Genomic DNA, 3,845 nt, shown 5'->3' on the forward strand with positions numbered 1-3,845 from the left:
CTGTAAATCTGTCGCGCAAGCTACGCAGGTTCGAACCCTGCACCAGCCACAGGATAGAAAACAGCCCCTGATCTGCGGAAACGCAGATCAGGGGCTGTTTCGTTGTATTGGAACACGTTCCTACGGCAGATGGTTGTTATGGGTGGTTTGTCTTACTTCATTCCGCCCGAATCCCGCCCCTGACCAGCGGTTCCGGACCAGGTGCGGACCAAAGATCACGGCTCCTTGAACGTCGGCAGGGCCGCAGCCCGGCGCTGGAGCCGCTCGGTGATGAGTCGGTTCGCGTGGTCCTCGTCGCCGTGGATGCACTTGGCGTAGACCCGGAGCAGGACGGCGATGCTGTGCCCCGCCTGCCGGGCACACTCGGCCACCGGCGCACCGGAGGCCGGCCAGACGAGATCCCGGCGTGCCGGGCGTCGTACGGGCGCTTGGCGAGCGGTGTGGCCCGCTCCTCCTCGCTGAACACCTCGGCCCGTGCCGCGGCCCATACGGCGCCGTGTGCGCTCTTCTGCACCATGCCGTTCCGGAACGTCCGGAACAGCCGGCCGTCCGGCGCCGTGCCGTGCTGCTCGATGTGCTATCGCAACAGCTTCACCAAGCTTCACCGAGATGGCGGCGAGCATGCGGCGGACCATCTTCGGGTCCGCCAGCTCGGACAGGTCCACGGAGTTCCGCGCCACCTAGGCCTAGGCCTTGGCGACGTCGGTCGGCGGCTCGTCGGTCCAGCGGTTCACGTTGAAGGCCCAGCCGTAGAGCGCGCGCCGGACGAGCAGCTTGTCCGGCGTGTCGGTCTTGCTCTTGACCGGCTCGAACGTGCCCCTGGCCAGGGCATCGGCCCACGTCGCCCGGCGTTCGTGTCGCCTGGCGAATCCGCGACAGCTGAGTATTCGTACTCTGGTGCGACCGCTCGGCCCTTGATTCGATTGAGTCCGCCGGATCAATCGAACCCACGTGTAACGGATGTGACGAGTGAGCGGTAAGAGCGGCGCCGCGCTGAAGGTGGACACCAATGGCCTGAAGAAGGTCGGAAATCAGTGCCATGACATCGCGGAGCAGATGCCGGCCGAACTGGCCCGGGTGCACAAGCCCTCGGACGAGGCCGCGGCCGGTCTGAGCGGCTGGCTCTCCGGCGCCGCGATCACGGCGTGCACGGCTGCGTGGGAGAAGGGACAGCGCCAACTCGCCAAGGACATCGGCGACAACGGCAACAACATGATCACCGCGGCGAACAACTATGACGGCGTGGACGAGGCCGTCCAAAAGAGCCTCGCCTACGGGGGCAAGTAGATGGACCTGTACCAGTTGGAAAACGCGCAGCCCTCGCGTCTGGCCGCTCTCGCCAATGCGTATGACTCCCTAGGGAAGGCCAACCACGCCCATTTCGAGGCGGTGAAGGAGACCTCCCGCTGGGTCGGCACCAACTGGTCGGGGACCGCCGGGAAGGCCGCGAGCACCAAGCTGAAGCAGACGAACAATTCGCTGGACGGCTCGTACGTGGCGATGCAGGCGACGAGCGCGCTGCTGCGCCATGCCGCCGAGGCGTTCGAGCTCGCACAGTCCAAGCTGGTCGAGGCGTTGGAGGAAGCCCGGAAAGCGGAGTTCACGGTCGGTGCCGACGGGTCGGTCACGTATCCCAAACCGAGCCAGGCGGAGCAGCACGACACCGATTACGACGCCCCGAAGCGGGCCAGCGCCTTGGCCGAGCGGATCAGTAAGGCGATATCCGAAGCGGACGCGGTCGATCAGAAGGTCGCGCTACGCCTCAACGCGATCGCCCAGTTGGCGACCTTCGACGGGCTCAACCCCGAGGCGGCGCAGATCCAGCTCGACGCCGTCAACTCCCTTGACGAGGGGCTGAGGAGCCTCGGGTGGCCGGGCAAGGATGCCACCGCCGCCGAGGTCAACGCCTGGTGGAAGGGGCTGACCCCGGACGAGCAGCAGAAGATGCTGACCCTGCATCCCGACCTCCTCGGCGGTCGCAACGGCATCCCCTCGGAGGTGCGGGACAAGGCCAATCGGGCGCAGCTGGACGGGATGATCAAGTACCTGGAGGAGAAGCCGCACAGGTCGGGTTACGACGACGGCAAGCTGGAGGGCCTGAAGGCGCTTCGGGACAAGCTCGCCGCCAACGACGCCCATCTCAACGACGCCGACCCAAAGACCAAGCAGCCTCCGATGTTCCTCCTCGGGGTCGGCATGGAGTCCCACGGTCGGGCGATCGTCTCCTACGGCAATCCGGACACCGCGGACAACGTGTCGGCGTACGTGCCGGGGCTGAACACCATGCTCAACGGGCACTTCGTCAACAACGACGTCCAGCGTGCGCGCAATATCTACGACGCGGCCACCCAGAACGACCCCACGAAGAAGAACGCGTCCATCGTGTGGCTCGGTTACGACGCGCCCCAGATCAACGGCAGCGACGTCACCAACGACCTCGCCGTCACGGACACCGGTAAGGCAAAGGAGGGCGGCAAGGCGTACAGCGCGTTCATGCAGAGCCTGCGCGCCACGCATGAAGGCGCGGTACCCGCCCATGTCACGACGGTGGCGCACAGTTACGGGTCCCTGACCGCCGGCGAGGCGTCCAAGCAGCCGGGCGGCCTGTACTCCGACGACGTGGTGATCATCGGCAGCCCGGGGATGGACGTCCACAAGGCCTCCGACCTCGGCGTCCAGGACGGGCACGTCTTCGCGGCCGCGGCCAAGAACGACAAGGTGGCGCAGCTCCCTGACCTGACCACCGACCCCAACACGGTGTGGTTCGGCACGGATCCGGCCAGCGGCGAGTTCGGGGCGAAGCGGTTCGCTGCTCCGGACGGACCGGACAAGGGGTGGACGGGTGCCGTGACGGGTGACATCCCGGCGCACTCCGTCTACTTCGACGCCCGCGAGGAGGAGGCGTACAACCCGGACGGTACTAAGACTTCGGTGATCGTCCGCCACCCCGACGGGACGATCGAACCGAACGAGTCCCTGCAGGCCATCGCCCAGGTCGTGAGCGGTCACGGCGACCGTGTCGTGACGGTACCGCCCCGATGAGCGGGGAAGGCGGTGTTCGCCGCGGTTGCTTGCGGGTGCTGGGTGTCACCGTGCTGCTGTTGGCAGGGTTCGCCTGCTGGATCGCCTACGGCTGGTGGGACGTACGTCAACCCGCGGACATGCCGATGCGCGAGGGGGTGACGAAGCTCGACCAAATGCTGGAAGCGACCACTTCCGGCGTCGAACCGCCTGTTCGGATGGCCTATGGCTTGATCGAGGGCAAACAGTACGACACCGGGCTCAACGACGAAGTCGACAAGCATCACATCAACGAGACCGGCCAGATCGTGACCCGGATCTCCCCCTCCAAGGCCGTCGAGTTGTCGGACAAGGTCGAGGCTCGATGGAAGCACCTCGGCTACCGGACAACTCGTTCCACCAAGGCAGCGTCCGCCGTCAAGGCAACGACTGGGGACGGCAGCGAGATCCAGCTGGACATCTCGTCGGACGGGCGCGCAACCCTGCGCGTCAGCCTTGGCTCGTATGTGCATCTCTCCCCGTTCAGCCGCCCAAGTGGAGCCCCTGACGGATCGACCACCGAAGCGGTGACGCTGACCGAGGACCCGTACTGGTCGCGCTGATCCAGCAGGAGACGGGGGTCTGGTTAGGTTCTAAGGGCGGGCAGCCCGCCGGTGATCCGGACCAGGTGCGGACCAGATCCGGCCCGGGGTGAAGAGTTCCCAGGTCAGAGCGTGCCTGGTCAGCGGCCTGTAAATCTGTCGCGCAAGCTACGCAGGTTCGAACCCTGCACCAGCCACAGGATAGAAAACAGCCCCTGATCTGCGGAAACGCAGATCAGGGGC

General features: G+C 66.1%; 4 protein-coding genes. 3 read left to right on the top strand and 1 reads right to left on the bottom strand.

Features of this window, described 5'->3' with window-relative positions; translation table 11 throughout:
* Nucleotides 1-215 precede the first annotated feature (215 nt).
* Entirely contained in the window at nucleotides 216-371 is a 156-nt protein-coding gene (locus tag ACIRST_RS42345; protein ID WP_402810119.1) for a hypothetical protein, read from the bottom strand.
* 598 nt (nucleotides 372-969) lie between these two features.
* On the opposite strand from ACIRST_RS42345, the gene ACIRST_RS42350 reads away from it, so the two are divergent.
* Genes ACIRST_RS42350 through ACIRST_RS42360 form a run of 3 tightly spaced genes read left to right on the top strand, consistent with a single transcriptional unit; the run spans nucleotide 970 to nucleotide 3,623 of the window.
* Nucleotides 970-1,287, top strand: a complete 318-nt coding sequence (locus tag ACIRST_RS42350) for a hypothetical protein (protein ID WP_402810122.1) — start codon at nucleotides 970-972, stop codon at nucleotides 1,285-1,287.
* Complete coding sequence (locus ACIRST_RS42355; RefSeq protein ID WP_402810125.1) at nucleotides 1,288-3,042, top strand: alpha/beta hydrolase; 1,755 nt, start codon at nucleotides 1,288-1,290, stop codon at nucleotides 3,040-3,042.
* Complete coding sequence (locus tag ACIRST_RS42360; RefSeq protein ID WP_402810127.1) at nucleotides 3,039-3,623, top strand: hypothetical protein; 585 nt, start codon at nucleotides 3,039-3,041, stop codon at nucleotides 3,621-3,623. Before ACIRST_RS42355 ends, ACIRST_RS42360 begins: the two co-directional genes overlap by 4 nt.
* Nucleotides 3,624-3,845 lie beyond the last annotated feature (222 nt).

The organism is Kitasatospora sp. NPDC101447, assembly GCF_044767225.1.
Lineage (GTDB): Bacteria > Actinomycetota > Actinomycetes > Streptomycetales > Streptomycetaceae > Kitasatospora.

Bases quoted from the DNA above. Each gene is read 5' to 3' on its own strand.
- ACIRST_RS42360 (WP_402810127.1), top strand. From the start codon at position 3,039: ATGAGCGGGGAAGGCGGTGTTCGCCGCGGTTGCTTGCGGGTGCTGGGT.
- ACIRST_RS42355 (WP_402810125.1), top strand. From the start codon at position 1,288: ATGGACCTGTACCAGTTGGAAAACGCGCAGCCCTCGCGTCTGGCCGCT.